Origin of the sequence: Pseudomonas sp. K5002, assembly GCF_013386655.1 — a bacterium.
Lineage (GTDB): Bacteria > Pseudomonadota > Gammaproteobacteria > Pseudomonadales > Pseudomonadaceae > Aquipseudomonas.
Genome location: NZ_JACARK010001195.1, coordinates 1 through 2,237, shown reverse-complemented (window position 1 = coordinate 2,237; position 2,237 = coordinate 1). Strand labels below are relative to the sequence as shown.

The following is a 2,237-nucleotide window of genomic DNA, read 5'->3' as shown; positions in this document are numbered from 1 at the left end:
GGCCCCGGCCTGGTAGACGCCGTGGCCGTCGGCGAAATCTTCTCCTCGCCCACCGCCAAAAGCTTCTTCGACGCCTTCCGTGCCGCCGACCACGGCGCCGGCGTGGCGTGCCTGTACGGCAACTATGCCGGCGACAACATGAACGTGAAGCTGGCGATGAAGATGGCCGCCAGCAAGGACATGCGCATCCGCACCGTGGTCGCCAACGACGACGTGGCCTCGGCGCCCAAGGCCGACATCGCCAAGCGTCGCGGCGTGGCAGGGGAGATCTTCATGTGGAAGGTCGGCGGTGCAGCCGCGGCCCAGCATTACGACCTGGACGGGGTGATTCGTGTTGCCCAGAAGGCAGTCGACAACTGCCGCTCCATCGGCATCGGCCTCACGCCCTGCACCATCGCAGCGGTGGGCAAGCCGAACTTCCAGATTCCCGACGGGCAGATGGAATTGGGCATCGGCCATCACGGCGAGCCTGGCATTGAAGTCATCCCGATCGAATCCGCCGAGGCCATGGCGGCCCGCATGCTCGCGCCGATCCTCGCCGACCGCGACTTCAGCCAGGACGACAGCGTGGTGGTGCTGGTCTCGGGCCTGGGTGCGACGCCGGTGATGGAACTTTACATTTTCTACGCCGAGGTTGAACGTCAGCTGCAAGCCAGGGGCTTGAAGATTCACCGCTGCTACGTGGGCAACTACTTCACCTCCCTGGAAATGATGGGCGTGACCCTGACCTTGCTGGGCCTGGACGCCGAGCTGAAATCCCTGATCGACCAACCCTGCCGTTCCATCGGCATGACCCAGGCGGAATAAACATGAGCCAGCATTTCTCCACCCACGACGGCAGCGCCATCGTCGCCGACCTGGTGAGCGTGATCGTTGCCAACCGCGAATACCTGAGCGAAGTCGACGGCGCCATTGGCGATGGCGACCACGGCATCAACATGGCCAAGGGGTTCGCCCATTGCGGGCGCACGATTGAAGGCCGCCAGCTGACCCTGGCCGAAGCCCTGGATGAGTTGACACTGAGCCTGATGGAAGGCATCGGCGGCTCCATGGGGCCGTTGTATGGCAGCCTGTTTATCGGCATGGCGGATGAGGTGCGCGGCAGCGAACAGATTGACGCGGCGACCTTTGCACATTTGCTGCGGGGCGGGCTGACCTCGTTGCAGGACATCACCGAAGCCGGCGTGGGTGACAAGTGTTTGATGGACACCTTGATTCCGGCGGTGGAGGCGTTTGAACAGGCCCATGGGTCAGGAGCGTCATTCAGCGATGCGCTGGAGGCGATGAAAAGTGCTGCTTCGCGGGGGCGGGATTCCACCAGGGACCTGGTGGCAAAAATCGGCCGCGCCAGCCGCTTGGGCGAGCGCTCGTTGGGCGTGCTGGATGCCGGGGCGGTATCGTGCTGCTTGATACTGACGCGATTGGCGGATTCGGTTGAACCGCGGTTGGTGTAGTGCTTGAAATGACCCCTTCGCGAGCAAGCCCGCTCCCACCTTCGACCGAGTTCCATCTTTGGAATGCCGTCGAATGTGGGAGCGGGCTTGCTCGCGAAGGCAGCAACACACTTAACCCGTGAAGCACCTAACCCGCCGCGATCAAACCTTCAACCTCGCTACCTGCTTCACCTGCTCTATATACCGCGCCACCGCCGGCGCCTTTTCAAAGCGCCGGTAAATCAGCGACAACCAGGACGACGCCTCGCTGCCTTCAATGCTGCGGTACACGACATTCGGCAAGCTCACATGCCCCACCACCGACTCCGGCACCACCGCCACGCCCTGCCCCAGTGACACCAACGCAATCACCGCCACCAACCCACCCGGCTGCGGCCCCAGTCGCGGCGCATAACCACCCTGCGCCGCCACGTGCAGCGTGCCGCTGATCTGCTCGGGCAAGATAAACGTCTCGTTCTGCAGATGCTCGCAACTGATTGCCTTCAACCCCAGCAGCCACGAATCCTGGGGCAACGCCAGCACAAACCCCTCACTGCTCAACCGCACCGCTTCGACCCCATCAGGCAAGGTCATCGGCGAACGAATGTAGCCAATGTCGAAACGCCCCTCCGCCACCAGCCCCGGCAACGCCGCCATGGGGCTCTCACGCACGCTGAGGCTCACGTCCGGGCAGTCCGCGCAGAACGACTGCACCTGGCGCTGCAACAACCCCGAATACACCGCCGACGCCACATAACCCAGTTCGATATGACCGATCTCGCCACGCCCGGCGCGCTGGGCATT

Annotated in this window: 3 protein-coding genes; 2 read left to right on the top strand and 1 reads right to left on the bottom strand. The window is 63.5% G+C overall.

All coding sequences use genetic code 11. The annotated features are described in order from the left end of the window. Both HX846_RS34810 and dhaL read left to right on the top strand, forming a co-directional pair. Positions 1-807: dihydroxyacetone kinase subunit DhaK (locus HX846_RS34810; protein ID WP_178967213.1), on the top strand; the 807-nt coding region annotated here is incomplete at its 5' end. A 2-nt stretch (positions 808-809) separates the two neighbouring features. Continuing rightward, the gene (dhaL, locus tag HX846_RS34805; RefSeq protein WP_178967212.1) at positions 810-1,454 is read left to right on the top strand and encodes a dihydroxyacetone kinase subunit DhaL; all 645 of its coding nucleotides are present in this window, start codon (positions 810-812) and stop codon (positions 1,452-1,454) included. 141 nt (positions 1,455-1,595) lie between these two features. On the opposite strand, the gene HX846_RS34800 is transcribed toward dhaL, so the two are convergent. Further along, positions 1,596-2,237: LysR family substrate-binding domain-containing protein (locus HX846_RS34800; protein WP_178967211.1), on the bottom strand; the 642-nt coding region annotated here is incomplete at its 5' end.